The 26,837-nt window shown below is 62.4% G+C and carries 24 protein-coding genes; 13 read left to right on the top strand and 11 right to left on the bottom strand.

The genetic code is table 11. The annotated features are described in order from the left end of the window. Window positions 1–29: 29 nt before the first annotated feature. From AWB78_RS20985 to AWB78_RS20975, 3 genes are read right to left on the bottom strand one after another with little or no spacing between them, the layout of a single operon-like run. A complete protein-coding gene (locus AWB78_RS20985; RefSeq protein ID WP_062607734.1) occupies window positions 30–1,193 on the bottom strand; it encodes an acyl-CoA dehydrogenase family protein in 1,164 nt (387 codons plus the stop codon). Then, complete coding sequence (locus tag AWB78_RS20980) at window positions 1,190–2,002, bottom strand: enoyl-CoA hydratase/isomerase family protein (RefSeq protein ID WP_062607729.1); 813 nt, start codon at window positions 2,000–2,002, stop codon at window positions 1,190–1,192. The genes AWB78_RS20985 and AWB78_RS20980 overlap by 4 nt, the downstream gene beginning before the upstream one ends. Window positions 2,003–2,006: 4 nt before the next feature. Then, entirely contained in the window at window positions 2,007–2,432 is a 426-nt protein-coding gene (locus tag AWB78_RS20975) for a MaoC family dehydratase (RefSeq protein WP_063958997.1), read from the bottom strand. 326 nt (window positions 2,433–2,758) lie between these two features. On the opposite strand from AWB78_RS20975, the gene AWB78_RS20970 reads away from it, so the two are divergent. Genes AWB78_RS20970 through AWB78_RS20960 form a run of 3 tightly spaced genes read left to right on the top strand, consistent with a single transcriptional unit; the run spans window position 2,759 to window position 5,662 of the window. Further along, window positions 2,759–3,793: a TRAP transporter substrate-binding protein gene (locus AWB78_RS20970; RefSeq protein ID WP_062607725.1), complete on the top strand. Its 1,035-nt coding sequence runs from the start codon at window positions 2,759–2,761 to the stop codon at window positions 3,791–3,793. Between the two features lie 53 nt (window positions 3,794–3,846). Next, window positions 3,847–4,380, top strand: a complete 534-nt coding sequence (locus AWB78_RS20965; RefSeq protein ID WP_008346641.1) for a TRAP transporter small permease — start codon at window positions 3,847–3,849, stop codon at window positions 4,378–4,380. Between the two features lie 10 nt (window positions 4,381–4,390). Beyond that, window positions 4,391–5,662, top strand: coding sequence for a TRAP transporter large permease (locus AWB78_RS20960; RefSeq protein WP_062607723.1), 1,272 nt, complete (start codon window positions 4,391–4,393; stop codon window positions 5,660–5,662). 54 nt (window positions 5,663–5,716) lie between these two features. On the opposite strand, the gene AWB78_RS47680 is transcribed toward AWB78_RS20960, so the two are convergent. From AWB78_RS47680 to AWB78_RS20935, 6 genes are all read right to left on the bottom strand, one after another. Then, window positions 5,717–5,863 carry a hypothetical protein gene (locus AWB78_RS47680; RefSeq protein WP_198399311.1) on the bottom strand — a complete coding sequence of 49 codons (147 nt, stop codon included), beginning with the start codon at window positions 5,861–5,863 and terminating at the stop codon, window positions 5,717–5,719. A 754-nt stretch (window positions 5,864–6,617) separates the two neighbouring features. After that, window positions 6,618–7,544 carry a TrbG/VirB9 family P-type conjugative transfer protein gene (locus tag AWB78_RS20955; protein ID WP_062607721.1) on the bottom strand — a complete coding sequence of 309 codons (927 nt, stop codon included), beginning with the start codon at window positions 7,542–7,544 and terminating at the stop codon, window positions 6,618–6,620. 618 nt (window positions 7,545–8,162) lie between these two features. Further along, entirely contained in the window at window positions 8,163–9,092 is a 930-nt protein-coding gene (locus tag AWB78_RS20950) for a D-2-hydroxyacid dehydrogenase (protein WP_062607719.1), read from the bottom strand. An 18-nt stretch (window positions 9,093–9,110) separates the two neighbouring features. Beyond that, the gene (locus tag AWB78_RS20945; protein ID WP_232477771.1) at window positions 9,111–9,848 is read right to left on the bottom strand and encodes a GntR family transcriptional regulator; all 738 of its coding nucleotides are present in this window, start codon (window positions 9,846–9,848) and stop codon (window positions 9,111–9,113) included. A 6-nt stretch (window positions 9,849–9,854) separates the two neighbouring features. Continuing rightward, window positions 9,855–11,768, bottom strand: a complete 1,914-nt coding sequence (locus AWB78_RS20940) for a TRAP transporter large permease (RefSeq protein ID WP_062607716.1) — start codon at window positions 11,766–11,768, stop codon at window positions 9,855–9,857. A gap of 35 nt (window positions 11,769–11,803) precedes the next feature. After that, a complete protein-coding gene (locus tag AWB78_RS20935) occupies window positions 11,804–12,832 on the bottom strand; it encodes a TRAP transporter substrate-binding protein (protein WP_062607714.1) in 1,029 nt (342 codons plus the stop codon). Window positions 12,833–13,073: 241 nt separating this feature from the next. Between AWB78_RS20935 and AWB78_RS20930 the strand changes: the two genes are divergently transcribed. Genes AWB78_RS20930 through AWB78_RS43690 form a run of 9 tightly spaced genes read left to right on the top strand, consistent with a single transcriptional unit; the run spans window position 13,074 to window position 23,272 of the window. Next, entirely contained in the window at window positions 13,074–14,555 is a 1,482-nt protein-coding gene (locus AWB78_RS20930; protein ID WP_062607713.1) for an NAD-dependent succinate-semialdehyde dehydrogenase, read from the top strand. A 12-nt stretch (window positions 14,556–14,567) separates the two neighbouring features. Continuing rightward, entirely contained in the window at window positions 14,568–15,392 is an 825-nt protein-coding gene (locus AWB78_RS20925; RefSeq protein WP_062607828.1) for an HpcH/HpaI aldolase family protein, read from the top strand. Between the two features lie 20 nt (window positions 15,393–15,412). Next, window positions 15,413–16,594, top strand: coding sequence for an acyl-CoA dehydrogenase family protein (locus AWB78_RS20920; protein WP_062607712.1), 1,182 nt, complete (start codon window positions 15,413–15,415; stop codon window positions 16,592–16,594). A 12-nt stretch (window positions 16,595–16,606) separates the two neighbouring features. Further along, entirely contained in the window at window positions 16,607–18,385 is a 1,779-nt protein-coding gene (locus AWB78_RS20915) for an FAD-dependent oxidoreductase (protein ID WP_062607710.1), read from the top strand. Continuing rightward, on the top strand, window positions 18,378–19,601 hold the full coding sequence (locus tag AWB78_RS20910; RefSeq protein ID WP_062607708.1) for a CaiB/BaiF CoA transferase family protein: 1,224 nt from the start codon (window positions 18,378–18,380) through the stop codon (window positions 19,599–19,601). The genes AWB78_RS20915 and AWB78_RS20910 overlap by 8 nt, the downstream gene beginning before the upstream one ends. Next, complete coding sequence (locus AWB78_RS20905; RefSeq protein ID WP_062607706.1) at window positions 19,598–21,238, top strand: GMC family oxidoreductase; 1,641 nt, start codon at window positions 19,598–19,600, stop codon at window positions 21,236–21,238. Before AWB78_RS20910 ends, AWB78_RS20905 begins: the two co-directional genes overlap by 4 nt. After that, window positions 21,235–21,984: an electron transfer flavoprotein subunit beta/FixA family protein gene (locus AWB78_RS20900; RefSeq protein WP_062607705.1), complete on the top strand. Its 750-nt coding sequence runs from the start codon at window positions 21,235–21,237 to the stop codon at window positions 21,982–21,984. Before AWB78_RS20905 ends, AWB78_RS20900 begins: the two co-directional genes overlap by 4 nt. 32 nt (window positions 21,985–22,016) lie before the next feature. Then, complete coding sequence (locus AWB78_RS20895) at window positions 22,017–22,961, top strand: electron transfer flavoprotein subunit alpha/FixB family protein (protein ID WP_062607826.1); 945 nt, start codon at window positions 22,017–22,019, stop codon at window positions 22,959–22,961. A 44-nt stretch (window positions 22,962–23,005) separates the two neighbouring features. Continuing rightward, window positions 23,006–23,272: a hypothetical protein gene (locus AWB78_RS43690; RefSeq protein ID WP_232477770.1), complete on the top strand. Its 267-nt coding sequence runs from the start codon at window positions 23,006–23,008 to the stop codon at window positions 23,270–23,272. Between the two features lie 110 nt (window positions 23,273–23,382). Here AWB78_RS43690 and AWB78_RS20885 read toward each other — a convergent pair whose 3' ends face one another. Continuing rightward, a complete protein-coding gene (locus AWB78_RS20885) occupies window positions 23,383–23,664 on the bottom strand; it encodes a patatin-like phospholipase family protein (protein ID WP_062607700.1) in 282 nt (93 codons plus the stop codon). Here AWB78_RS20885 and AWB78_RS20880 point away from each other — a divergent pair. Next, on the top strand, window positions 23,663–24,934 hold the full coding sequence (locus AWB78_RS20880; protein ID WP_082883367.1) for an FAD-binding oxidoreductase: 1,272 nt from the start codon (window positions 23,663–23,665) through the stop codon (window positions 24,932–24,934). The two genes, AWB78_RS20885 and AWB78_RS20880, sit on opposite strands and share 2 nt — an antisense overlap. A gap of 213 nt (window positions 24,935–25,147) precedes the next feature. Here AWB78_RS20880 and AWB78_RS20875 read toward each other — a convergent pair whose 3' ends face one another. Further along, on the bottom strand, window positions 25,148–26,833 hold the full coding sequence (locus tag AWB78_RS20875) for an ATP-binding protein (protein WP_062607698.1): 1,686 nt from the start codon (window positions 26,831–26,833) through the stop codon (window positions 25,148–25,150). Window positions 26,834–26,837: the final 4 nt, after the last annotated feature.

Genomic DNA, 26,837 nt, shown 5'->3' with positions numbered 1-26,837 from the left:
AACATTCTCCTCTCGGTTTCGGCGCGCGATCACGCGAGCAGCGTGCGCGCGATGATCATGCGTTGTATTTCCGAGGTGCCTTCGACGATCTCCAGCACCTTTGCATCGCCGAATGCGCGCGCGACGGCAAACTCGGCCATCACCCCGTAGCCGCCGTGAATCTGCAGCGCCTGATGCGCGGCTTTCATCGCGTGCTCGGTCGCGAACAGTTTGGCTTGCGACGCTTGCGCATCGAAGGCCGCGCCGGCGTCCTTCGACGCGGCGGCGTCGTAGAGCATCAGACGCGCGGCGTGCGCATCGGTCGCCATGTCGGCGATCTTGAACTGCAGCGCCTGAAACTCGGCGATCGCGCGTCCGAACGCGCGGCGCTCCTTCATGTATGCGACCGAGCGATCCAGCGAGCCCTGCAGGACGCCGAGCGCGAGCGCGCCGATGAGAATGCGCCCCGTGCTGATCTGCGCGAGCGTCTGGCGCAGGCCCGCGCCGCGTTCGCCCAGCAGTTGATCGGCGGGAATCGCGCATTGCTCGAAGAACAGTTCGTGCGTGATCGATGCGCGCCAGCCGATCTTGCGCAGCTTTCTGCCCTTGCCATAGCCTGGCGTTCCTTGCGGCACGATGAAATTGGAGATCTCCTTGCGGCCATCGGGCCGAGTGCCGGTCACTGCCGCGATCACGGTCGGCCCGCCGATCTCCGTGCCCGAATTGCTGATGAAGGTCTTCGCACCGTCGATGATCCAGTGTTCGCCGTCGAAGACCGCGCGCGTGCCGATGTTGGCCGCATCGGAACCGGCATCGGGCTCGGACAATCCGATCGCGCCGATCTGCGTGCCGTCGAGAATGGGGCGCAGGAAGCGCGCTTTCTGTTGCGCCGTGCCGTAGTTGTTCAGCAGGCTCGCGACGGTCGAGTTCGCCATCAGCGCATTGGCGACGGCGCAGTCCACGCGTGCCAGTTCTTCGAGCACGATTATGAACGACAGCCAGTCGCCGCCACCGCCGCCGTATTCCTCGGGATACGGCAAGCCCGTGAAGCCGAGTTCGCCTGCCTGCCGCCAGATCGCGTAGGGAAACGCTTCGTGCTCCCAGAGCGCCTCCGATTGCGGCGCGATTTCCTTCTCGGCGAAGCGGCGCACTGCTTCGCGCATCATCGTGTGCTGTTCGCCGAGCCAGTGAGGTCGATTGAAGTTTGTAGTCATGGCGTGACCGGTGCGGTGTCGGCTTGCGCGGCGCGGCGCGCACGTTTGCGTTCCACGAAGTGCCGCAGGCCCGCGCGCGCGCCTTCGCTCGAAAAATTCACGGCGTATTGCGCGGCCTCGAAGTCGAGTCCGGCGGACAAGGGCAATTCGCCCGCGCGATTCAGCGCGCGCTTGGCCATCTCGGCCGCGAACGGATCGTAGGAGGCGAGGGTGTCGGCGAACGCGCGCACGGTATCGAACAGCTTCTCGGGCGCGGCGATTTCGTGGATGAAGCCGAACGCCTCGCACTCGCGCGCGGAAAAGCGCCTGCCGCTCAGCACGAAGCGTTTCGCGCACGCGAGCCCCATCTTGGCGACGGCCAGTTGCGTGCCGCCCCAGCCGGGCATGGTGTTCAAGGTGATCTCGGGAAACGCGAAGCTCGCATCGCTCGATGCCACGATGAAGTCGCACGCGAGCGCCAGTTCGAAGCCGCCGCCGAGCGCGTAGCCGTTGACCATCGCGATGGTCGGCTTCGCGCTTTCATGCAGACGCAGCAGCGCGCGCTGGCCGGCCACCATGTCGCGATAAGCCGAGACGCCGTCGAGCGACACCAGGCGCTCGATGTCGTTGCCCGCGGCGAATGCCTTCGCGCCGCTGCCGGTGAGCGCGATCACGCGCGTCGCGTCGTCGGCGAGCGCATCGGCGATTTCGGCTTCGAGCGCCGCGAGCATGTCGGGCGTGAACGCATTGAGCTTGTCGGCGCGATTGAGCGTCAGGAGGCGCAACGCGCCGTGCTGCGAGGCGAGAATGGGAAGCGTGTCGTTCGTCATGGCGTTACAGCACTTTCAGATAGGTCTTGCCCGATGCCACGACCACGCCGTCCTGGCGCGTCACGTCGGCGGCGAAGACGCACACGTTGCGCTCCTCGTCCTTTTCTTCGAGGGTGAGACGCGCGCTCACCGTGTCGCCGATGAACACCGGCGCGTTGAAGGTGATGTCATAGCGGTACGAAACGGCGCCGGGGCTCGGCGCTTTCCCGGCCATGTAGCCCATCACCGTGGAGAGAAATCCGACCGACAGGCAGCCCTGCGCGATGCGTTTCTCGAAGCGCGTGCCCTTCGCATATTCCTCGTTGAGATGCACGGCGTAGAAATCGCCGACGATGCCGGCAAAGCCATAGATATCGTATTCGGAGACGGTCTTGGCGAAATTGGCGGTGTCGCCAATCGCATAGCAATCCATATGAGGGCGTTTGGCCATGTCAATGTTTCTTCGTGATGAGTTGGGGTTATCGCTGAATGATGCGTTCTGACATCGCACCGTCGGCGTGGAAGTCACTTTAAAGAGGGGCCTCATTCAACCGGTAGGACGGTTCGCGCGATCTTTTGGACTTTCTTGCATCGGACCCGGCGATGCGAAAGGGCCGCGTAAAAAAGTCCAAGAAATTCGACGACTGGTCCTAACGCACCATCGCCGCGATCACAAATACTTGCGTCAACCCGCCGGCTCCGCATTCGCACCGGGCACTCGCACCGAACGATGCGGCGCACTCGCCGGGCGGTATCCCTATCGAGCAAGGAGACAACATGAGTTCGCTTTTCAGAGCGCAGAGCATGCTGCGCGTAGCGATGAGCGCGGCGCTCGCCGCGATGTGCGTGGCGGTATCGTCTGGCGCGATCGCGCAGGACAAGGTCGTGATGAAGCTCGGACACACGCTGGCGCCGGACAATCACTATCAGTTGACCGCGCAGGTGTTCGCGAAGGAAGTCGCCGCGCGCACGCACGGCCACGTCGAGATTCAGCTGTTCCCGCAATCGCAGCTCGGCGGCGAAGTGCAGATGACGCAGGCGTTGCGCACCGGCACGCAGGAGCTGATGATTTCCGCGCAGGCGCCGATCGATAACACCATTAAGCAATGGCAGATCTTCGATATGCCGTATCTCTTCTCCAGCATGGACGAGGCGAACGGCGTGCTGCAAGGCCCGGTCGGTCGCAAGTATCTCGACATGATGAAGCCGGTGAACATGATCGGCCTCACGTGGCTCGCGGTCGGTGAACGCAACCTGTTCACGACCAAACGCCCGGTCACGTCGCTCGCGGACATGAAGGATCTCAAGGTGCGAGTGATGCAGAGTCCGGGCTATATCGCGGGCTACAAGGCGCTCGGCGCGAATCCGACGCCGCTCGCCTACAACCAGTTGTTTCTCGCGCTGTCGCAAGGTCTCGTCGATGGTGCCGATACCTCGCCCGAGCAGTTCGTGCAGGACAAGTTCTCCGACGTCGCCAAGCACTTCTACGTGACGCGCGTGAACTATCTTCCGGTCGTGCTGGCGATGAGCAAGAGCTCGTGGGACAAGCTTTCGCCCGCCGATCAGAAAGCGTTCCAGGACTCGGCGAAGATCGCGGCGGACTTCGATCTCAAGGAATACAAGCGCGAATACGACGCTGCGATCGCTTCGATGAAAGCGAAGGGCATCCAGGTCACGATGGTCGATACGGCGCCGTGGGCGCAAGCCACCAAGTCCGCGCGCGACGAACTCATCGGCAAGATTCCGGACGGCCCGGCGCTGTATCAGGAGATCAACTTGGCCAAGCAGGCGCCGGCGGTCGCATCGAAATGACGGATGCGAACGACGGCCACCGCACAACCCAGGCACCACGGGAGGCGACACGCATGGAAAAGCTCGCGCGCGGCTTGATGTTCGTTGACGGCATCGTGCTGAAGATCAATCTGTTCGTCTGTAGCTGCCTCTTGCTCGGGGCGGTGATCGTCGCGGGGCTCGGGGTGATCTTCCGCTTCGTGCTGCACGATTCGCTATCGTGGTCCGACGAGGTGTCGGCGTATCTGTTCGTGTGGCTCACGTGCCTCGGCGCCGCGGCCGGCGTGAAGCTGCGCGCGCATCCGGAAGTGCGCGTGCTGGCCGATCGCGTGCCGGCCGCGTTCGCGCCGCTGCTCAAGGACTTCACGGACTGCGCGATCCTTGCGCTCGGCGCGGTGTTCGTCCTATACGGCACCGACATGCTCGCGCTGATGGGCACCGAAACCGCCGCATCGATTCCGATCTCGATGGTCTATCCGTATCTCTCGATTCCGGTGTGTGGCGCGCTGCTCGCGTTTCATTCGCTGGTGCGGATCGCCGTCTCGCATCTCGCGCCGCAGACGCAGACCGACGCCACGCTCGTCGAGGGCGTGTCCGAACATCTCTAGGAAGAAAATCATGTGGGCAATCGCTTTTGGAGCGGGGCTGCTCGGTCTCGGCGTGCCGGTGGCCATCTGCATCGGCATTGCGGCGACGCTCGCGCTGTCGATCAACGGCACGTCGCTGCTCGTGATTCCGCAGCAACTGTTTTCGAACCTCAACAACGTCGGCCTGCTCGCCATTCCGTTCTTCATGCTGACGGGCGCGATCATGGATTCGGGCGGCGTGTCGAAGCGCATCATCGAATTTTCGCAGGCGCTAGTGGGATTCATGCGCGGTGGCATCGGCCAAGTGACGATCGTCGCGAGCATGTTCTTCGCGGACCTTTCCGGCTCCGCGACGGCCGACACTGCCGCGATCGGCTCGGTGATGATTCCCGGCATGGTGAAGAAGGGTTATAACCGCGCGTTCGCGGTGGCGCTGCAATCGGCGGCGGGTTCGCTCGGGCTGCTCTCTCCCGTGTCGATGAGCATGCTCGTCTATGCGTACACGGCGAACGTATCGGTCGGAACGATGTTCATCGCCGGCATCGTTCCGATGCTGCTGGTGGTCGTGTCGTTCATGATCGTCAATTACGTGACCGCGGTGAAGAAGGGCTACAGCGCAGTCGAGCCGTTCGATGGGCGCAAGCTGTGGACGACCTTCCGCGAGGCGTTCTGGGCGCTGCTCACGCCGGTCATCATTCTGGGCGGCATCCTCGGCGGCATCTTCACGCCGGTCGAGGCGGGCGTGGTCGCGGCGGTCTATGTGACGCTGGTGAGCGCGTTCGTCTTCCGCACGCTCAAGCTCTCGCATTTCAAGGACATTCTGGTGAGAACTTCGGTGAACACCACGCGTGTCTCGTTCCTGCTCGGGCTTGCGTTCGTGCTCGGGCGCTATCTGATCGAAGCGCAGATTCCGCTGCATGTAGCAAACAGTTTTCTCGCGATCACCACGAGCGCGATCGTGCTGCTGATCCTGATCAACCTGTTCCTCATCGCGGCGCATACCGTGCTCGAAACGATCTCGAGCATCGCGGTGGTGATTCCGGTGTTCCTGCCGCTCGTCGTGCAGATGCACATCGATCCGGTCGTGTTCGGCGTGATCGTGCTGATCAACTCGGCTATCGGTATCAATCTGCCGCCGATAGGTTTTTGTCTCTTCACGGCGGCGTCGATCGGCGGAGTGTCGGTGGAGAAGGCGACACGCGCGATTCTTCCGTTCATCTTCGCGCTGGTGATCGATCTGCTGCTGATCATCTTCTTCCCGCATATCCCGCAGTTTCTGCCGCATTTGCTGGGCGCGAAGTAAGCGGTTGTTTGCTTTACTTCGGACAAGAAGGGCGCGAAAGCGCCCTTCGTCACATCATGCGTGCGCGCGTTGCAGCCATTGCTCCAGACCGATGCCGCCGCGACGCGCTTCGCCCGACGGCACGAGCGAGTCTTCCCTGATCGGCGCGCCGAGCGCGACATCCGCGACGATGGCCGCGACAAGACTGAACGAAACTTGCATCGGTGCGCAATGTAGTCAGCGCAGCGCGCGCGGCGCTGAAACGCAAATCTGCTAGCTCGAATCGTTGCATCGCTCGACGGTATTGCATGCCGCCCATCCGTGCAGCCGATTCCATCGGGATCGCAAGCGTGCGCTTTACATTGATGCAGGACCTGCGAAGGCGACAGACTGGACGACAGCAACGGCCGAGGGCTCGCATGCGCGTCAGCACGCCCGACTTTCGCGCTGGCGACGCTTCGAAGAACAGGAAAGGAACTTGGAGCGGCCGCATGAAGGTCGATACCCGAACGGCGGCAAAGACCGAGGCGGCAGCATTTGTTATGAGGCAGGGCTCAGCCAGTAGACGTCGTTCGAAAAGTGCGTCTACGCACCTATCGCCTGCCGAAGAAGCGCCGAATGCTACAGCATGGCAAGCGCCTCAATCGCAGCGGCGCACAGATCGAGCGTTCCGCCCTACGTCTCATTTCGAGGATCAAGCGCATCTCGCACGCCGTCGCCGACAAAGTTGAAGCTCGCCGTTGGGGTTGGTCGAGAAGTCATACTTGTGCAGCATGTTCGGAATCTACTTGGCCGGAACCTCAGGACCAGCAGGCGGGTGCAGCTTTCGGTACATGATCCAGCCTATGAGGCCGAGCCCGAGAATGACTTCAGTGCGACAAACGCACGCATTCCCTGAATACGGTGCCGGGACGCGACGACGCTCCCAAACGAGTCACGCCCGCCGGAGATCGGTCGGTTTTCGTCAACCAGCTCATCAATGTTCTGTTCGCGCCTGATCATTGCTCATCCTCGCTCTTATCACCCGCCTGAAGCCCGGAACGACCGTGGCGCTCGGGGTCGCCCCGCGTGACGGATCGAACTCGCTATCAACGATGCCGATGACCTTCTGCTGGCCGTAGCGCACGCGCCACTCCTTCGCCGTCGTTTCAGCGACGATGATGTTGTGATCCGCGCCTTCGACATGGGCGTTGACCGTGCTTTCCTCGCCATCGGAACTGATCACGAAAATCTCAGGCAGCTCGGCGTTGGCCGCGAACTTGAAGTAGGTGAAGCGGAAGTCGTCCCACACGTTGACCGGCGCGATCGACGCTGACGCTGCATCCGCCGACATCTGATAATCGATGTTGAACGACTCATGGGGGTCAGTCCGAGCCATCGCCCCTCTCAGCTTCGCTTTGGCGATCTCGGCTTTGGCCTTGGTCGCTTCCTCACTCGGGTACCGGTAATTCAGCTCGATCGTTGCCTGTTTCATCGACCACGGGTTGTTGATAAAGGCCCGCACGGGCTGACCGTCTGCGCCCGGCTTCATGTCGTGGCCGATAAACTGGAGCAGGATGTTGTACGTGTGCTTGTCGGTCACGATCGTCAGATTGGTATCGCTCAGATCGGCGGTCGGACGGATGAAGAAGTTGCTGCCGCTATGCGTGAACTGCCACGCCTTGGTGTCGCCGAAGGCGTGCGTCACGTACTTTTCATCTTTGCCCACCGTGATATGAATCTGGACGCCGAGCACGGCATTCAGCTCGACCGTGTCAAGCTCGTTATAGACCACTGACTTGATGCGATAGTCGTAAGGGGAGTTCTTCTTCGGCGACACAGCGATTGCCGGCGACGAGGCGAACAACACAGCCGCCACCAGTGCGGTAAGACCGACGAATGACATGGATCCGATGCGCCGCATCGTCAGCCTCCCAGCTTGCCCACGTTCGCCGGACTCTCTGGGTTCGGCCTGAAACTGGTGACCTGGAAGCCAGCCGGATTGATGAACGAGACTCCCCGAACGCCCGACGAAGGACATGCGGTCGAACGTACCGTACTCCTTACGGCACGACTGTCTATCGGCGGAGGATTTGATCTGGACTAACGCCCGTGCCGTGGCAATCTCTTGACCCCGCAGTATTTTGAGCTGATTGTCAACCGTTTTCGTATAGCGGCTGGCGTCGCGTCGGCCAGCTTGGAAAAACGCAAAGATGCCCAATATTCATAAAGCGCCTGCGAGCCCTTTGAGCTTAATATCGCTTCGGATTGACATAAAGGAATTTAGCGCCCGTGGAATAGGAGTACTACCTAACAGGGCGCGTCGGAGAGCGGCGGAGGCGAGTCTCCTGGGCGGACAGAATCCTAGACAGGCAGACCGACCGGCATCGCCGACGGTCGCGGTGATTCGTTGAATCGATGCGCTACGATGCTCCAAGCCTAATCGAGTTCGGGCCACAAGCGGCCGCTCGTCCAGAGTAAGAAGCTGCCGTTTCGAACGGCACTTGGGCGGGCGCATTGAAGTTCACAGCTTCAACCACTCTTAGTGCCGCGCGTAATGCTGTTCGATGCCGTGCGCGAGCTGTGTAACGAGCCGCTGCATCGCCACCTGAGTCCGCCATGCGACATGTGGAGTCACGATCAGGTCGGCGCGCGCGTTGGTCAACAGCGGATGATCGGCCGCCGGCGGTTCCTGCTCGAGGACGTCGAGCGCGGCATTTGCTATCAGCTTGCGGTCGAGCGCCTCGATCAGCGCCCCCTCGTCGACGATACCGCCGCGTGCGGCGTTCACGAGTGACGCACTGCGCTTCATTCGCTCAAATTCGGCGAGACCGAACAGATGCTGCGTTTCATCGGTAAGCGGGCAATGCAGGCTGATCACATCCGCTTCTCGCAGCACCTCGTCGAACGCAGCATAGCCCTCGCGCACCACCGCGGCGTGCCTGCGCTCGGCGAAGAGCACACGCATGCCGAACGCGCCGGCCAATTCGGCGAGTCGCTTTCCACCGTGACCGGCGCCGACGATGCCGAGCGTCGAACCGTGCAGATCCTCGATCGGATGCAGTTCAGCGTAGAAAGTGGGTGACCCGCTCCAGCCCCCATCATAGACGTCGCGCCAATAAGGAACCAGGTTGCGGCGCAGCGCGAGCATCAGTGCGAACGCGTGCTCCGGCACGGAGATCGTCGAATATCCCGGACACGCGACGACTTCGATGCCTCGTTGGCGGCATGTTTCCATATCCAGATGATTGACGCCTGCGGCCGGCACGCCGATCAGTTCCAAATGCGGCAACTGCGCGAGCACGTCGCCCGTCAGCGGCACCTTGTTAGTCACGACGATCTGCGCGTCACGGCAGCGCTCCACCACCTGTTGCGGCGTCGTGGACGGATATTCGACCCAGCGATGCGGAAAGGGAAGATCGGGTAGATCAGTGGACAGCGTCGCGCGGTCCAGAAAGACGATGGTTTTCAAAAAGCTACTCCAAGCTCATTAACTTTCGGACGGGCTCGTGGACACAGTGTCGAGCATGCGTTTCTTTCCCGTCTGCACGTGATTCTCGAAAGCCTGTGCAGCCGCGTCGGCCTGACCCGCACGCAGCGCCTCAAAAAGCTCGCGGTGTTCTTTCGAGGAACGCTGCATCTGCGTGAACGAATACACGCCTTTGTGAATGTAAAGGGTCAGCTCGTCTGCAACGGCCTGATTAATCGTGATCAGCCGCGGATTCTTGGTCGCCGCCATCAACTGACGGTGGAACTCGGTGTTCAGAGTCTGATACAGAGGGCTGTTGCGCTCGGCCACGGCGGAGTCCATCTTGTCAACGAGCAGGCTCAGCGACTGCTCCTCGTCGGTCGTCAGACGCAGCGCGGCGAGACGTCCCGCCGTGCGTGCGAGCCCTGCTCGAATCTCGTAGAGATCCATGGCCTCTTCGAGCGACAGCCGCCGTACTTCGGCGCCCCGATTGGGGACGATTCGCACGAGTCCCGCCTGTTCGAGCGAGCGCAGGGCCTCGCGCGCCGAATTGCGGCCGACCCCGATCTGGTTTGCGAGTGCTTGCTCATTCACACGTTCGCCGGGGCGCAAGTCCCCCCGCTGAATCATGCCGCGCACCTGTTCGCGAATGTCGTCGAGCTTCGACGCAATCACCTCAGGCGCGCGCGCGTTCACCTTGCCGTTCGCTTCATTGTTAAACGCATTTTTCATGTCCATTGCCCTTTCTGTGCCATTCAATACCTTTTATTTTGCTTGCAGAAAACCAGTCGATACCCACGGAACCAGCACGATCACGATGAGGGCCACCGCCAAAGCCCCCAGATAGGGCCAGACGCGGCGCATCGCGGTGGACGGATCGACCTTGCTGACCGCGCACGCCGCGTAGAAGCCAAGCCCAAGCGGTGGCGCGAACAGGCCCAGTCCCATCGCGAATACCACGACCATTGCATAGTGCACGTCCGAGATACCCATCGCACGCGCGATCGGGAACAGCAGCGGACCGAACAGTACGATTGCCGGAATGCCTTCGAGAAAGCTGCCGAGCACCACGAACGTAATGGCGGAGATCGCCAGGAAGCCGAGCGCGCCCCCGGGCGCTGCCATCATCAAGGACGCGAGTTGCGCGGAGAATCCTGACTGCGTGAGCGCCCATCCCATCGCCGCTGCGCAACCGATGATGATCAGGATCGCGCCGGACAGCGAGGCCGACTCCACCAGAATAGGATAGAGCCGGCTCCAGTCGAAGCGGCGGTACAGTAACAAGCCCGCCGCGCAAGTGTATGCGACACCGATCGTCGCCACTTCCGTCGCGGTCGCGATCCCTTCGACCACCGCGGCCCGGATCACGAAGGGCAGCGCGAGCGCAGGTAGCGAGACCAGAAATGCGCGGCCGATCTGGGCCCGGGAGGCCCGTTGCACGCCTTGCAGGATTTCCCCGCGGCTTTTGAACCAGACGACTGCCGCGAGTGCTACCGCGCCGACCACGGCCGGCATGAAGCCACCTGTGAACAGCGCCGCAATCGAAACGCCGGTTACCGACCCAATTGTGATCAGCACGAGGCTGGGCGGAATCGTTTCGGACATGGCCGCCGACGAACTGAGCATTGCGACGAGGTCGCCTTCATTCGCGCCGCGCTTCTTCATTTCCGGGAACAGGCCCGGCGCGAGCGCGGCCATATCCGCCACCTTCGAACCGGAGATGCCGGACACCAGGTACATGGCGCCGATCAGCACGTAGGCGAGGCCGCCGCGCTTATGCCCAATCAGCGAGGCGAGGAACCGGATCATCGCTTCGGCGAGCCCCATCGCTTCCATCAGCGCGCCGAGCAGGATGAAGAGCGGGACGGCGAGCAGGATCAGGCTAGACATTCCCTGATTCATGGTGCTCACGACGATCGACAACGGTGCGCCGGTGACAGTTGCGAGATAAGCAAACGTGCACACGCCAAAGGCGACCATGATCGGCACGCCAAGACAGATGATCGTGACCACGCCCACGGCGAAGAAAAGGATCAGGCTGGCTGCGGTCAATGGAGCGAGTGCTTGCCGTGCAAGGTAGAGCGCAACAGCGACCCCGCCCACCAGCGCGAGCGCCTTCACGCAATCGCGCAGCGACGAGCGTTCGAGCAACCGGGTAATGGCGAGCACGAGCATCAGCCCAGCCGCCACGGGAATCGCGGCCGCCGAAACGGTGTTCGGCAGATCCAGCGCCGGCGTACTGATGATCCACTCGTCCATCGCCCACTCGGTCGCCGGCCGTACCAGCAGCAGTACGAACGTCATCACGATGAAATTTCCAAGCGTTTCCGCGAACGCGCGGCTTTGCGGCGACATTCTGGCGACGAACATCGTCAGGCGCATATGTTCGCCGCGCCGCAACGCTACCACCGCGCCGAGCATCGACAGCCAGATGAACAGGATCGACGCGAGTTCGTCGCCCCAGATCAACGGATCGTGCAGCACGTAGCGGCAGGTGACGTTCGTGAGCAACAGCACGACCTCGGCCACCAGGAGCAACGCGGCGGGCACTTCGGTGATCCACTTGATGGCCGTTTCCAGTGCGCTGCCGACGCGCACGACCTTCGATGTCGCATATCGGTCTTTCGGCGCGCCGATGTCGTGGGCGAACCCCTGCTCGGGATGAACTCGGGAAGTCATGACTTGCTCTCCGGAAACTCTTCGATGGTCCGCGCTCATGCGAACTTCTGCGTGTATTTTTCGAGCAACGCCCAGGCTTCATCGCCATATTTCTTGCGCCACTGATCGTAAAAGCCGGCTTTTTGCAGCGAGGCGCGGAACGGCTGGATATCGGGCTTGTTGAACGCCATGCCGTGCGATTGCAACTTGTCGATCAGCGATGTGCTCAGTGCGGCGACGTCCGCGCGTTCAGCCACTGCGGCCGCATTCAGGTGTTTCGCCACGATCGTCTGCAAGTCCGGTGGCAGCTTGCCCCAGGACCGCGCGTTGCCGAGAAACCAGAAGCCGTCCCAGATATGGCCGGTCAACGAGCAGAACTTCTGGACTTCATAGAAGCGTCCGGTTTCGATCAGCGCGAGGGGATTTTCTTCTGCATCAACGACCTTGGTTTGCAGCGCCGAATACGCCTCGCTGAAGTTGATGCTGGTGGGCGAGGCGTCGAGCGCCTTGAACATCGAGGTCCAAAGGGGGCTGACCGGCACGCGAATCTTTAGGCCTTTAAGGTCGGCCGGGCTTTGCACTGGCTTCACCGAGCTCGTGAGATGCCGAAAGCCGTTGTCCCACGGTTTCTCCATCGCGACGAGCCCGACTTTCGAGATCGCCGCGCGGATGTGGCTGCCGAGCTCGCCGTCCATGGCTGCCCAGACCTGGTTGTAATCCTTGAACGCAAAGCCGATGCCGTTGATCGCCGAGACCGGCACGAGCGTCGACAGCACCACGCCACCCTGGGTCAGGAAGTCGATGGCGCCCGATCTAACCTGCGACAGCATGTCGGTATCCGTGCCCATCTGACCGTTCGGGAAAATCTGCAACTCGACCCGGCCGCCGGATTCCTTCTTGATGGCGTCCGCGGCTTCTTTCGCGCGAACGTTGAGCGGATGGGACAGCGCGAGATTGTTCGCGTACTTCAGCTTGAACTGCGCGGTCTGCGCTCGAGCGAGCGACGGCAGGACGCCGGTCCCCGTCACGGCCGCCGTGGCGGCTCCGAGAGTCTGAAGAAAGGTACGACGGGAATACAAACTCATTTGTCTCGCTCCATGGAAAGGAATGCTAGGTGAGGCATTCGGCGGCGCCGGTGGCGTTCTTGTTGAATCTTCCGCTAGGCAAAGTGCATGCGGATGAATGCATTTCGCTGACACACACTCTAAAAGTGTTGACACTTTGATGTCAAGGTGTTCATATAAATAAAAGAGTGCATGCAAGAGAGTCCCCGGGAAAGCACCTACAAAGCCGGGAACATCCGCCATACCCGTCAGGAGGAAGCAAATGGAACTAGAGGCGCACTACCGCGAGCACGGCTTGCTGCTCGGAGGCCGCTGGAAAGCCGCAACGGCTGACGACGGCCAGCTCTCGATCAATCCGGCGACGGAAGAGCGGCTGGGCTACATGCCACTGGCCAGCCAGGCGCAGGTGACCGAGGCCGTCGACGCCGCGACTGAGGCCTCGGCCGCAATGCGCAAGCTCACACCATGGGAGCGCTCAGCGCTGCTGCGCCGGGCTGCGACGCTCATCCGCGAACGCACGCCGCAGCTTGCGCGAATCGTGGCGCTGGAAACAGGCAAGCCGATCGCACAGGCCAGTGGGGAAGCCCACGCGTCCGCTGAGTCGATCGACTGGTTCGCCGATGAAGCGCGCCGTGTGTTCGGCATGTCTTACGAAAGTCGCGTCAAGGGCGGACGGTATCTGGTGCATTACGAGCCGCTCGGGGTGGTCGCCGCCTTCACGCCGTGGAATTTCCCGCTGCTACTGCTGGCCCGCAAGATGGGCCCGGCGCTGGCCGCCGGCAACGCGATCGTGATCAGGCCGTCAAACGAAGCGGCGGGCGCGACGATGGCACTGGTGCGCTGTTTCGTCGATGCCGGGTTCCCAGAAGGCGCAGTCAATCTGGTGATCGGCAAAGCCGACACCATTACGCCGAGGATCATGGCCGACCCGCGCGTGGCGAAGATCAGCTTCACCGGTTCGGTGCCTATCGGCCGTCAGATCGTCGAAATGTCCGCGCAGACCCTCAAGAAGGTCACGATGGAACTCGGCGGCCATGCGCCCGTGATCGTGCATCGCGACGCTGACATCGGCGCTTTCGCGCACCTCGCGTCGCTGGGCAAGTTCCGCAATGCGGGCCAGGTTTGCGCATCCCCGACTCGTTTCTACATCCATGAATCGATCTTCGACAAGACCGTGAAGGCGCTGGTCGAGCGCTCCAAAGCGCTCCGCGTCGGCGATCCGTTGCAGCAGGACACCGATCTGGGACCGCTGACCACGTCGAAGCGCCGCGACGCGATCGAACGTCTCGTCGATGAAGCCGTCGGTGAAGGCGCCAGCGTGCTGTGCGGTGGGCGGCGCCCCGCGCCATTCGGTCGCGGCTGGTTCTACGAGCCGACGCTCGTCGCCAATCCCGCTTCGCACATCGGCCTGATGAACGACGAACCGTTCGGCCCCGTCGGGACGCTCACCCCGTTCGCGACGATGGACGAAGTCATCACCGAGGCGAACCGGCTGCCGTTCGCGCTCGCGGCGTATGTCTTCACGCGCTCGATGCGCAACACGCTGGAAACCACGGAGCGTCTGCAGGCCGGCGTGATCGGCGTGAATACGTTCGTGGCGTCGACGGCGGAGACGCCATTCGGCGGCAGCAAGGACAGTGGGTTCGGACGGGAAGGCGGACCGAACGCGATCCGCGACTACATGGACACCAAATTCATCAACCTCGAACTGGCGAACGACGAGCCGCTCGACGCCACCGCCTGAATGGGATCGATCATGCGAAGCATCAAGAATCACGCGAAAGCGCAACTCGCCGCGGGTGAACTGGCACTCGGCATGGGGCTGCGCCAGGCCCGCACCGTCGATATCGCGCAGATCGCGCAGACGGCGGGTTTCGACTGGCTGTTCATCGATATGGAACACAACTCGATGGACATCGACACGGCCGCGCAGATTTGCGCCGCCGCTCTGGTGGGCGGTGTGACGCCGATCATCCGCGTGCCGGGACACGAGCCGTTCCACGCCACTCGACTGCTCGATACCGGCGCGATGGGCATCGTGGTGCCGCACGTGAGTACGCCCGAGCAGGCTGCGCGGATCGCCGACATGTGCCGCTTCCCGCCAGCCGGCGGACGGTCGATCCCGGGCATGTTGCCGCAGGTCGGCTTTCAGGCTCTTCCGATCGCCGATGTGGTTCGCGCGATCAATGACGAGGTGCTGGTCGTGGCGATGATCGAAACCCGCGAAGGGCTCGAGAACGCCGACGCGATCGCGGCCGTGCCGGGCATTGACGTGCTGCTCGTCGGCGCGACCGATCTTGCGGCGGATCTCGGTATCACCGGACAACTCGGCCATGTACGTGTGGCGGCCGCCATCGACGCCGTGTGCGCCGCCTGTCACCGGCACGGCAAGGTGCCGGGCGTGGGCGGCGTGTACGACGAGGCATTGATGACCGCCTACGTGCAAAAAGGCGCGCGTTTCATTCTCAGCGGCTCGGACCTTGCGTTCCTGATGACGGGGGCGAAGTCGCGTTCGCAGATGTTGCGTGCCATCCCGCTCGGCCAAGCGGAACAAGAGACGGCGCAACGCAAGGCATCCTGATCGGTAAAGAAGGAGACATAGTGAATCCCGAATACGCAAGCAATCTGGTCAACCGGCGCGACCTGAAACCCTACCTGAATGCCGATCAATTCGAGTTTAGAGATTCGGTGAATCGGGTGCTGACGCGCCATGCATCGCCGGAATACGTGCGCCAGTGCGACGAAGAGAAGCGCTTCCCACTGGAACTCGTGAAGGTGGCCGCCGAACAGGGCTGGTTCGGCATCACGCTGCCCGAAGAATACGGCGGCATCGGCGGCTATCTCGACATGGCCGCTTATCTGGAAGTCGTCGCATATCACACCATTGCGCTCGCGCGCTTCTGGAACGCCAACGTGAACATGTCGGGCGGCGCGCTGGCGCGCTTCGCTACACACGACATCAAGGCGCTGGTGTTGCCGAAGCTGGCCGAAGGGCGTGCCTTTCTCGCCTTTGCGCTGAGCGAAAACGGCTCCGGCTCGGATGCCGCCTCGCTGACGACGCGCGGCGTGGCCGACGGAAACGACTTCATTCTCGACGGCACGAAGATGTGGATTTCCGGTGCACTGCAGGCCGACTACATTCTGACCGCGGTGCGCACCAATCCGGAAGCGAAGAAGCACGACGGGATCAGCCTCTTCCTCGTACCGAAGGAATCCAGAGGTTTGACCATCAATCCGATCGATTTGCTCGGCGGCCACGCTATCCGGACCTGCGAAGTGGTGTACGACGGCGTGCGTGTCCCGCAAGACATGATCGTGGGCGGCCTGCACGTGGGTTGGAAGAAGCTCACCACGGTGCTGTCGAAGGAGCGCATCGCGTTGTCGGCGATGTGCGTGGGCGGCGCGCAGGCGGCGATCGATCTTGCCCGCTGGTATGCGAACGACCGCAAACAGTTCGGGCAGTCGATCATCGATTTCCAGGCCGTGTCGCATCTGCTCGCCGATATGCAGACGCGCGTGGATGCCGCCCGGCTGATGGCGTTTCGGGCCGCGAAGCTGCTCGACGAAGGCGAAAACTGCGACGTCGAGTCGTCGCAGGCGAAGTATTTCGCGTCGGACACCTACGTGCAGGTCGCGACCGACGGCATCCAGATCATGGGCGCCAATGGCTATTCCGCCGAATACGCGATGCAGCGTCATTACCGCGAAGCCAAGATGTTCCAGATCTTCGGTGGCACCAATCAAATTCAGCGCAACATCGTGGCACGCGCGCTCAAATCGTAAGCGGAGACAGACGTGACGGCAGTTCGGACGTTGGAGAAATTCGGCTTTGGCGTCGACCACGCGCAAGCCGACGTGGTGGTGGTCGGCGGTGGCGGCGCGGCGTCGCGCGCTGCCGTGTCCGCGGCGCAGGCGGGTGCGAAGGTCCTCATGCTGGCCAAGGCGCCGGTTGGACAGGGTGGCAGCACGGTGCACGGCGCGAGCGAAATCATGAGCATGGGGGCATCCGGCTACGGCAGTCCCGACGATAGCGCAACCGTGCACTACGAAGACACGATGCGTCCGGCAGCCGGCTTCATCGACCGCGACCTGGTGCGCGTTCTGGCGGAGGACGCACCGAAGCGCATCGCTGACCTGATCGAACTCGGCGTGCCGTTCGACCGCTTCGACGATGGCTATAAGCTCATCCGCAGCGACTTCGGCAGCTATGCGCGCGCGCTTGGCGTCAAGGGCAAAACCGGCAAGGCCTTCGTGAGCGCGCTCGCGGACGAAGCCAGAAAGCTTGGTGTCGAGACCCGTCAGCCAGCGGCGTTGATCGATCTCCTGCGCGACTCGACAGGACGCGTGAGCGGCGTGGTTGCGATGGACCTCGAATCGCGGCGGCTGCTGGTGGTTTCGGCGGGGGCCGTCGTGCTTGGCACGGGCGGCGCGCACGGCCTGTTCTCGCAGCAGGTGTCGACGGCGGAGATGACCGGCGACGGCCAGGCGGTCTGCTTCCGCCACGGCGCGGAACTCGTGAACATGGAGTTCCATCAGTTTGGGCCGGCGATGGTGCACCCTTACGTGCAACTCTTCAGCAAGTCGTGCTTCATCCTGCATCCGAAGATGCTCAATCGCGACGGTCACGAATTCCTCCCGGACTATCTGCCGACGGGCGTGACGCCCGAGGCTGCGATGGACGAGAAAGTGTTCCCGTTCACGATCTCGAACGAGTCGCGCTATATCGATATCGCGATCGCGACGGAAATCGCGCAGGGCAGAGGCACGGAGCGCGGCGCGGTGCAGTTCTCTTTCGCCGACATCGCCGAGGAACGCCTAGCGGCCACCATTCCGAACACCATGCGCTGGATGCGCGCCAAGGGACTCGATCCGAAGCGTGATCTGCTCGAGGTCGGGATTGCTTTTCAATGCCTGAATGGCGGTGTCCGGATGACCGACACCGACGCGATGTCGACCATCGAGGGGCTCTTCGTGATCGGCGAACTCGCGGGCGGCGTGCGCGGTCCGGATCGTCCGGGCGGCAACTCGCTTGCGGAAGGTCAGGTTTTCGGCCATCGCGCGGGCGTGGGTGCGGCCGCATTCGCACGCGGCAGCGCGGCGCCCGGCACGTCCGATGTGGCGCCGCTTGCACGGCGCCTCGAAACGGCGCTCAAACCGAATGCGTCGTTCGACGCTCGACGTATCGCCTCGGATCTGCGTGCGGCGATGCAGGCGCATTGCCTCGTCGAGAAGACGGAAAGCGGCCTGAACATCGCGTTGGCCGCCGCTCGCGAGGCGCGCGCGGAGTTCGCCGCAGGGGGCGGGGCCACGCCGCCGCAGGTGATCGACGCGTTGACGATCGACAATATGGCGACGACTGCCGACGTCATCGTGCAGGCGTGTATCGAGCGGCGCGAATCGCGCAGCAGCCACTATCGCACCGACTGTCCCGAGCGCGACGACGCGCATTTCAGTCACGCATTGACCATCACGCGCGGTGAGGCCGACCCGTTCCGTCTCACCTTCGACGTGCTCGATTACCCCGGTGCGGAACTCACGCACGCATCGCATTCGCAGGCGGCAAATCATGGATAAGAAGCAAGTCGGCCCGTTGTCGGGCTACCGCATTCTGGATCTCACCGTTATGACCGCGGGTCCGGTCGGTACGGTGCTGCTCGCCGACCTGGGCGCGGACGTGATCAAGGTGGAGGAACCGAAGGCCGGTGACCTCTCGCGCAATCTCGGCAATCAATTCGTCGCGGGGGAAAGCGTCCAGTTCCTGTCGCAGAACCGTAACAAGCGCAGCATCCGCCTGGACCTGAAGTCCCCGAAAGGACGGGATGCATTCCTGCGCATGGCGGAGCAGGCGGATGTCGTCGTCGAAAACTTCCGGCCGGGCACGGTGGATCGGCTCGGCATCGGCTACGAGGCCGTGAAAGCGCGCAATCCGATGATCGTCTATGCAAGCGTGTCGGCATTCGGACAAAGCGGTCCTTACGCCGCATGGCCCGCGAACGATCCGATCGTGCAGGCCGTGGCGGGTCTCATGGACATGACGGGCGAAGCCGGCGGCAATCCGGTCCGGCTCGGGGCGCCGTTGCCCGACTTCGGCGCGGCTGCGCTGATCGCGTTCGGGATTTCGGCGGCGTTGTTGCACCGCGAACGGCATGGCGAAGGGCAGCGCATCGATACGTCGCTGCTGTCGGCCGCGCTTTTCAGCACCATCCCGCGCGACGGCGAGACGCTAAGAAGCGGCAAAGCGCCGGAGCGCCTCGGCAGCGGCCATCCGACGATGGTGCCATATCGCAACTATCAGGGGTCCGATGGCCGCTATTTCTTCGCGGCCTGCTTCACCGAGAAATTCTGGCAGAACCTTTGCCGGGCGTTGGGCCGCGAAGACTTGCTGAGCGATGAACGCTTTGTCGGCAACACCGCGCGGACTGCGAATCGGCACGCGCTCGACGTGATCCTCGAACAGCAGTTTCTGCTGCATACCGCCGAATACTGGGTGGCGCATCTTAGTGCCGCGGACGTGCCATGCGCGATCGTGCAGGACTATCACACCGCTCTGACGGAGGACCCGCAGATCGCGTATAACCACGCGGTCGTCGAGATCGAACATCCGCTTGCGGGCAGGGTGACGAACATCGCGAGTCCGGTGAATTTTCACGGCAGCCCGGCGGCTTACCGCCGTGCGCCGCCTACGCTCGGACAACACACGGCTGAAGTACTTGCCGAGTTCGGTTTCGCCGACGAGGAGATCGCCACACTAGAAGGTCGTGAACTGGCCGTTGCCGGAGCGAAGTCATGAAATCGTACACAGCGGACTACGTGATCGTCGGCGCGGGGACGGCGGGTTGCGTGCTCGCAAACCGCCTGACCGAAGATCCGAACGTCAAGGTGATTCTTGTCGAAGCCGGCGAGCGCGATCGTCACCCCTTCATCCACGTACCGGCCGGCTTCGTGCGATTGCTCGATCATCCAACCGTGACCTGGCGCTATCGCACGCGGGCCGACGCCGAGACCAGCGGCCGTGCAATCCTGTTTCCGCGTGGACGCGGACTCGGCGGGTCCAGCGCAATCAACGGCCTGCTTTATGTGCGCCCGTTTGCGGAGGATATCGATAGCTGGGAGCAGTCGGGCGCCAAGGGCTGGACCTTCGCCAACTGTCTGCCGTTCTACTGCCGCTCCGAAACGTGGACCGAGGGCAACAGTCCGCAACGCGGCACGCAGGGTCCGATCCAGGTCAGCCGGGTGAAGAATCCGCCGGACATTTGCGCTACGGTGGTGCAAGCCGCCCAAAAGGCCGGTCTCGAGTTTGTAAATGATCCGAACAGCGACACGCGCGGTCCGTCGATCTGGTACTACCAGCAAACGCGCGACGGACGTCGCCGCTCCAGCGCAGCGCGCGGTTATCTGCGGCCCGCAATGGCGCGGCCGAATCTCACGGTGGTGACCGGCGTCCAGGTGTCAGGGCTCGAAATGAACGGCACGCACGTGAGCGGCATCAATGCGACGACGACCGCAGGCGCTTCTATCCAGTTTCGCGCGAACCGCGAGGTCATTCTAAGCGCCGGCGTCATCGGCACGCCGAGGCTGCTCGAAATGAGTGGCATCGGCGATAAGGACGTGCTCGACAATGCGGGCATTCGAACACGCATCGCGTTGCCGGGCGTCGGCAACAATTTGCAGGATCACTATGTAGTCCGGCTCGGCTATCGGGTACGGGGTGCAGGTACCGCGAACGAGCGCTCGCACGGACTCGCGCTCGCGCGCGAGATGATGCGCTACGTCGTGTCGGGGACCGGCGTACTCACATATAGCGCGGCGATCGTCGGCGGCTTTGCACAGACATCGCTTGCAACCCGGCCCGACGTGCAGTTCGTGATCGCGCCAGGCAGCTTCGTCGAGGGACGGATCGGGGTCCTGGAGTCGGAGCCCGGTGTCTCCTGCGGCGTCTGGCAGATGCGCCCCGAAAGCCGTGGGCACGTGCACATCACCAGCAGCGAGATCACGGCGGCGCCGACGATCGCACCGTCATATCTCAGCAGCGAACTGGACCGCAAGACGATGGTGGAAGGACTCAAGATCGGCCGCCGGATCTTCGCGCAGTCCGAGATCGCGCGCTATATCGTCGACGAAACGGTACCGGGCCGTCAGGCGGACACCGACGAGGCGTTACTGCAATACGTGCGTGACAATGGCTCGACCGTGTATCACGCGGTTGGCACGTGCCGGATGGGAGAGGACGAAATGAGCGTCGTCGATTCCGAAATGCGGGTGCGCGGAACGACCGGCCTGCGCATCGTCGATGGCTCGGTGATGCCGTCGATAACCTCGACCAACACCAATGCAACGGTGCTGATGCTGGCCGAGCGCGCAGCCGACATGATCCGTTCGCCGATGACGGCGCGCGCGGCGTCGACACATGACAAGGAGACGGTATGAAAGTGCTGGTGGGGGTAAAGCGGGTGGTCGACTACAACGTGAAGGTCCGGGTCAAGTCGGACGGCACGGGTGTCGACGTTGCGAACGTGAAGATGTCGATCAATCCGTTCGATGAAATCGCGGTTGAGGAAGCGGTGCGGTTGAAGGAAGCCGGCGCGGTCAGCGAGGTCGTGGCGGTTTCTTGCGGTGTGGCTCAAGCGCAAGATACGCTGCGCACGGCGTTGGCGATCGGCGCGGATCGTGCGGTGTTGATCGAGTCATCCGAAGACCTGCAGCCTCTGGCCGTCGCCAAACTGCTGAAGGCGCTGGTCGACAAGGAACAGCCTTCGTTGATATTGCTGGGCAAGCAGGCCATCGACGACGACTCGAACCAGACCGGGCAGATGCTCGCCGCTTTGGCGAACCTTCCGCAAGCGACGTTCGCTTCGAAGGTGGTTGTGGCTGACGGGAAGGCGACGGTGTCGCGCGAAGTGGACGGCGGAGCTGAAACGCTGTCGCTGACGCTTCCCGCCGTGGTCACAACAGATCTGCGCCTGAACGAGCCGCGCTACGTGACGTTGCCGAACATCATGAAGGCGAAGAAAAAGCCGCTGGAAACGATCAGACCCGAAGATCTCGGCGTCGATGTCACGCCGCGTCTCAAGACGCTGAAAGTCGCCGAGCCGCCCAAGCGCTCCGCCGGCGTGACAGTGCAGGACGTGAAGACGCTGGTCGAGAAGCTGAAGACCGAAGCGAAGGTAATTTAAAGTAGAACGCGGAGACAGGGCAAATGACGAATCTGGTTAGCCTGGTAATAGCAGAACACGATAACGCGGCGATCAAGGCAGCGACGCTGACGACCATTGCCGCCGCGAAGAAGGTCGGCGGTGACATTCACCTGCTGGTCGCGGGTCACAACGCGCAAGCCGCGGCCGACGCTGCAGCGAAAATCGCGGGCGTCAGCAAAGTATTGCTGGCCGATGCGCCGCACCTCGAAGCGGGCCTCGCGGAAAACATCGAAGCGACCGTGCTGACGCTTGTGCAAGACCCGGCAAACGATTATTCGCACATCCTGGCTCCGGCGACCGCCTACGGCAAGAACATCGTGCCGCGTATCGCCGCGAAGCTCGACGTCGCTCAGATCAGCGACATCACCGCAGTCGATTCACCCGATACGTTCGAGCGTCCGATTTACGCGGGCAACGCAATTGCAACGGTGCAATCTCAAGACCCGATCAAGGTCATCACGGTACGCACGACCGGCTTCGATGCAGTCGCAGCCGAAGGCGGCAGTGCAGCGGTCGAGAAGATCGAAGCGGCGCCCGATGCCGGCACCTCACAGTTTGTGAGCCGTGAAGTGACGAAGCTGGACCGTCCGGAACTGACGTCGGCAAAAATCATCGTCTCGGGCGGCCGGGGTCTGGGCAACGGCGAGAACTACACGAAGGTGCTCGAACCGCTGGCCGACAAGCTGAACGCCGCGCTGGGCGCCTCGCGTGCCGCAGTCGACGCGGGCTTCGTGCCCAACGACTATCAGGTCGGGCAGACCGGCAAGATCGTCGCGCCGCAACTGTACGTGGCCGTCGGTATCTCGGGTGCGATCCAGCACCTCGCCGGCATGAAGGACTCGAAAGTGATCGTCGCGATCAACAAGGACCCGGAAGCGCCCATTTTCAGTGTCGCGGATTACAGCCTCGTCGGTGACCTGTTCACCGTCGTGCCCGAACTCGTCGGAAGCATATGAGGCCCTTGATGACTGGCTGCTCGCGTTCACTGGCGGAGAAACCATTGGATCTTTCACAAGAGATCCGGCGAAGCGCAGCGATTGCGGCGAACGCCGAAGATGCGGACGTTTGGCGATGGTTTGCTAACCTTGTCGAGGAACGCCGCGTTCGCTGGTGTCTTGCCGATGATAGCTGGTTGGTGAGCGTCGATCATCGTCACGTCGCGACAGATCAAAGCTTCGACGAGGCAATTCGCGGTGCCAAACTCCGCACTCAAAGAAGGGATGACGAAGCGGTTCGAGGCGATCTTCTACGACGACGCGTCGCGTGAATTGGCAGCGCTTGCTGCCGTGCCCTGTCGCCAAACGAAACTTTGTACCGCCGACGTTACCGTAAGCGATCGCGCGCTTTTTCGCTTTTTCAACGCCGGGACACCTGGTGTTAATACGTATGCGTCTCAATGATATGGTGCAGCGGCGCTGCGCAAACCAGTGAGCCATCCCAGAACCAAGCATCGTTGATCTTGACTGCGGCGAACCACGGCGGCAACGAGCCGGACGCCGCAACCATCGGCGCAACAAGGCCACTGTCGCGATTTTCAAAGTAACGCGTCTTGCCCGTTGCCACGTTCGTCGCGACCACGCTCACGTGCGTGTTGCTGCGATTCAGTTCTTCAAAGTCGCACAGGCTTTCGAGTGTACGGTAGAGCGGCTCGAGGCCCATGATGCTGGCGAGTTCCGGCGACCCGGTGCTGTTGCCGCGCTCGACCGACGAAGTGGCGCGCGCACTCGCGCTCTGCAACGAAGCGGGCCAGCCCGTGGTGCCGCAAGGCGGCATGACGGGACTCGCGGGCGGCGCGATCGCGCGCGGCGATGAGATTGCGCTGTCGCTCGCGCGCTTCGCGGGCATCGAAGAAATCGACGCGGCCTCGGCCACCATGACCGCGCGCGCGGGCACGACGCTGCAAGCGGCGCAGGAAGCCGCGAGCGCCGCGGGCTTCGAACTCGGCGCGCGCGGCTCGTGTCAGATCGGCGGCAATCTCGCGACGAACGCGGGCGGCAATCGCGTGATCCAGTCGGGCACGGCGCGCGATCAGGTGCTCGGTCTCGAAGCGGTGCTCGCGAGCGGCGCGGTGCTGAGTTCGATGACGAAGATGACGAAGAACAATACGGGCTACGACCTGAAGCAATTGTTCATCGGTTCGGATGGGACGCTCGGTATCATCACGCGTGCGGTGTTGCGGCTTCATCCGCCGCGTGGAATACGGCATACGGCGCTCGTCGCACTCGACGATTACGACGCGGCCGTGAAGCTGTTACGCACGTTGTCGTCGCGCTTCGGCAACGACATCGGCGCGTTCGAGATCATGTGGCCGGACTTCTTCGATTTCGGCGTTGCGCTGACGGCGCAGGCGCGCTCGCCGTTCGCGCAGGCGCATCCGCTGTATGCGCTGGTCGAGCATGCGGGTCTCGACACGACGGATCAGGGCGAAGCCTTCTTCGCCGCGCTCGCTCAGGCACTCGATTCCGGTCTGGTTCGCGACGCGGTGCTCGCGCAATCGGTGGCCGATGCACGTGCGCTCTGGGCCGTGCGCGAATGCACGGCGGAGTTTCCGGCACGCATGGACCCGGTCAATTTCGATGTGAGTCTGCCCATTGTTTCCATCGGCGAATTCGTCGATACGTGCCGCGCGGCGCTCGATGCGCGCCGGCCTTCGAACCGCTCGTACTTCTTCGGGCATATCGGCGACTCGAACCTGCATGTCACCGTGGATGGGCATTCGGTTCCGGACGTCGCGCACGAAGACATCTACGCCTTCGTGTACGACATGCTCGCGCCGTATGGCGGCTCGGTGTCGGCGGAGCATGGCGTTGGTTCGCTCAAGCGCGCATACCTGCCGCTTTCGCGTTCACCCGAGGAACTCGCGGCCATGCGTGCGATCAAGGCCGCACTCGATCCGAAGGGCATTCTCAATCCCGGCAAAGTAATCTGAGCGGGCGATCGCGATGTGCAACCGGTGTTGAAGACACGAATGCACAATGCGAAGGTTTGACATCCTAGTGATTTGTGACGCGATGAACGCGAGAAAGCGCCGGGCGCCAATGCCGCTTGTTTCCATCTGCCGCCAGAATGCCTCGCCTAGGAAACTACACATCACATCGCTTGTTGTAAGGTCGTCCAGCCCCAGCTACGTTTGAAATCTCCATTATGCGGGCGCACTCAACGCCGAGCGGACCGCGCGTGAAAGCTCGTCGAGTTGAAATGGCTTGCGCAGCGCTGTGAAGCGCTTATCAGCGATCGCCGAAATATCGACATCTGCGTAGCCTGTGGCCAGAATTACCGGCAGATTCTCGCGCAATTCGTGGGCCTTCTCTATGACCTGTAATCCGTTCATTCCAGGCATGGCATAGTCGACCATCAGCAGGTCAGGGTCGTCGACGCGAAGGCGCTCGAGACCGCTCACGCCGTCACGAGCTTGAGAAACGGTATACCCGAAAGCCTGCAGGCATTCGACAAGCATGCTTCGGACGTCCTCGTCGTCCTCGATTACAAGGATGTGGCGCCCCTCCACCGCGCGGTTATCTAAGTTTGAACCGGCGACGATTTCCTGCGTTTGCTTTTCTACGAGCGGCAACCACATCTCTACAGTGGTGCCTTTCCCCGGTTCGCTCTCAATGCGCGCAACACCGCCTGCCTGCCGTGCGATTCCGTACACTTGACTTAACCCCAGTCCGGTGCCTTTGCCAACCGGCTTTGTCGTAAAGAACGGGTCGAACACGCGAGAGAGGACGCCTGGCTCGATGCCCGTCCCGGAATCGCTCACACTGACGACAACGTAGCGTCCAGCGACAAGTGTTTCGTCCGGCGCAGGTCGCTCGCCTGCGTGGAGGGAAAGGCGACCGCCGCCCGGCATGGCATCTCGCGCGTTGATGGCCAAGTTGAGGACGGCGAGCTCTAACTGGTTGGCGTCTGCCCGCGTCCAAAGATCTTCCGCATCCGCATGGGTAGAGAATGCGATGGCCGGACCCAGCGAGATCGAGATGATGTCACGCATGCCTTGGAGCAGCGAAGTAACGTTTACGGCCTTCAGGTCGAGATTGCTCGTGCGTGAGAACGTGAGCAATTGGGCGGTGAGCTTGCCTCCACGCTCGGTGGCGCGCTTGATCGTCGCAGCCATCTTGCGCACCCGCTCATCATCGCTCAGCCGAGCAAGCAGCTCGGCGTTGGCCATGATGACATTAAGAAGATTATTGAAATCGTGTGCAATGCCGCCGGTCAGTTGGCCCAGCGCTTCCATCTTTTGCGATTGCACAAGCACGGCCTGCACCTTGGCGCGCTCATGGATCTCTTTCATGAGCCGGTCATTCGCCGATGCAAGCTCACGCGTGCGTTCGCTGATACGACTTTCGAGCGATTCATTCAGGTGCTCGAGCGCCTCTTGCGCTTTCACGCGTTCGATCAGATGCTGCTCGGATTCCGCCAGATTCTTGCGCGACTCATATTGCCGGGCGCGGGCGCGCAGGGACGATGTCACCGCACGACGCAAAGTTTCGGAATTTAAGGGCCGCTCGAGAACCAGTACGTTCCCAAGCCGTTCGAGCAGGTGGAGGCTCGCCGCAGAACGGCGGCCGGTGAAACGCCCTGAGAGCAGGATGATGGGGAGATCGGACCAGGCAGCTTGATGCTCGAGCCACTCTCCGAGCCCGCGCGCGCTATCGTCCCGAATGGATTCTTCCGTAACGATCGCAACGCCCGCGCCCCTTTCGAGTTCCTTCAATAGACATTCCGAGTCAAGACAAGAGAAGCAGCTTCGACCGTCGCTCGCGAGAACGTCGGCGATGACATCGGCGTCGCGGCCGAAGGGCGCCATGATGAGAACGCGAAATTCCATTGCG

The organism is Caballeronia calidae (genome assembly GCF_900044055.2).
Classification (GTDB): Bacteria; Pseudomonadota; Gammaproteobacteria; order Burkholderiales; family Burkholderiaceae; genus Caballeronia; species Caballeronia calidae.
The sequence above is the reverse complement of the archived record's forward strand: the minus strand, read 5'-3'. Positions and strand labels throughout refer to the sequence as shown.

What these genes read in the sequence shown, in the direction of transcription:
- AWB78_RS20885 (WP_062607700.1), bottom strand. Translation starts at nt 23,664, where the DNA reads ATGGGCCTCGAGCCGCTCTACCGTACACTCGAAAGCCTGTGCGACTTT.
- AWB78_RS20925 (WP_062607828.1), top strand. Translation starts at nt 14,568, where the DNA reads ATGCGAAGCATCAAGAATCACGCGAAAGCGCAACTCGCCGCGGGTGAA.
- AWB78_RS20905 (WP_062607706.1), top strand. Translation starts at nt 19,598, where the DNA reads ATGAAATCGTACACAGCGGACTACGTGATCGTCGGCGCGGGGACGGCG.
- AWB78_RS47680 (WP_198399311.1), bottom strand. Translation starts at nt 5,863, where the DNA reads ATGCAAGTTTCGTTCAGTCTTGTCGCGGCCATCGTCGCGGATGTCGCG.
- AWB78_RS20900 (WP_062607705.1), top strand. Translation starts at nt 21,235, where the DNA reads ATGAAAGTGCTGGTGGGGGTAAAGCGGGTGGTCGACTACAACGTGAAG.
- AWB78_RS20940 (WP_062607716.1), bottom strand. Translation starts at nt 11,768, where the DNA reads ATGACTTCCCGAGTTCATCCCGAGCAGGGGTTCGCCCACGACATCGGC.
- AWB78_RS20960 (WP_062607723.1), top strand. Translation starts at nt 4,391, where the DNA reads ATGTGGGCAATCGCTTTTGGAGCGGGGCTGCTCGGTCTCGGCGTGCCG.
- AWB78_RS20880 (WP_082883367.1), top strand. Translation starts at nt 23,663, where the DNA reads ATGATGCTGGCGAGTTCCGGCGACCCGGTGCTGTTGCCGCGCTCGACC.
- AWB78_RS20985 (WP_062607734.1), bottom strand. Translation starts at nt 1,193, where the DNA reads ATGACTACAAACTTCAATCGACCTCACTGGCTCGGCGAACAGCACACG.
- AWB78_RS20975 (WP_063958997.1), bottom strand. Translation starts at nt 2,432, where the DNA reads ATGGCCAAACGCCCTCATATGGATTGCTATGCGATTGGCGACACCGCC.
- AWB78_RS20875 (WP_062607698.1), bottom strand. Translation starts at nt 26,833, where the DNA reads ATGGAATTTCGCGTTCTCATCATGGCGCCCTTCGGCCGCGACGCCGAT.
- AWB78_RS20980 (WP_062607729.1), bottom strand. Translation starts at nt 2,002, where the DNA reads ATGACGAACGACACGCTTCCCATTCTCGCCTCGCAGCACGGCGCGTTG.
- AWB78_RS20955 (WP_062607721.1), bottom strand. Translation starts at nt 7,544, where the DNA reads ATGCGGCGCATCGGATCCATGTCATTCGTCGGTCTTACCGCACTGGTG.
- AWB78_RS20970 (WP_062607725.1), top strand. Translation starts at nt 2,759, where the DNA reads ATGAGTTCGCTTTTCAGAGCGCAGAGCATGCTGCGCGTAGCGATGAGC.
- AWB78_RS20910 (WP_062607708.1), top strand. Translation starts at nt 18,378, where the DNA reads ATGGATAAGAAGCAAGTCGGCCCGTTGTCGGGCTACCGCATTCTGGAT.
- AWB78_RS20935 (WP_062607714.1), bottom strand. Translation starts at nt 12,832, where the DNA reads ATGAGTTTGTATTCCCGTCGTACCTTTCTTCAGACTCTCGGAGCCGCC.
- AWB78_RS20930 (WP_062607713.1), top strand. Translation starts at nt 13,074, where the DNA reads ATGGAACTAGAGGCGCACTACCGCGAGCACGGCTTGCTGCTCGGAGGC.
- AWB78_RS20965 (WP_008346641.1), top strand. Translation starts at nt 3,847, where the DNA reads ATGGAAAAGCTCGCGCGCGGCTTGATGTTCGTTGACGGCATCGTGCTG.